The sequence below is a fragment of the Sphingomonas sp. 2378 genome, assembly GCF_038084995.1.
Classification (GTDB): domain Bacteria; phylum Pseudomonadota; class Alphaproteobacteria; order Sphingomonadales; family Sphingomonadaceae; genus Sphingomonas.
Map to the genome: position 1 here is coordinate 1 of NZ_JAXCMJ010000144.1, position 331 is coordinate 331.

At 69.5% G+C, this 331-nt stretch carries 1 pseudogene; it reads left to right on the forward strand.

What is annotated here, in order from left to right:
- Positions 1-331: pseudogene (locus tag SM191_RS19675) on the forward strand (electron transfer flavoprotein subunit alpha/FixB family protein); the annotation flags it as partial.

Here is a 331-nt window from a genome sequence, read left to right on the forward strand (position 1 = left end):
CGCGCCGCGTGTCGCCGCGCTGATCGATGTGATGCAGATCAGCGACATCCTGTCGGTCGAGGGGCCGGACAGCTTCACCCGGCCCATCTATGCGGGCAACGCGATCGCGACGGTGAAGACCAGCGACAAGAAGCTGGTCCTGACCGTGCGCACCACCGCCTTCGAGAAGGCGGCGGCCGAGGGCGGCTCGGGCGAGGTCGAAGCCATCGCGTCCACCGGCGATGCCGGAAGCTCGCGCTTTGTCGGCGCGGAGAAGGCCGAGAACGCGCGGCCCGAACTGACCAGTGCCAAGGTCATCGTCTCGGGCGGTCGGGCGCTGGGCTCGGAGGAG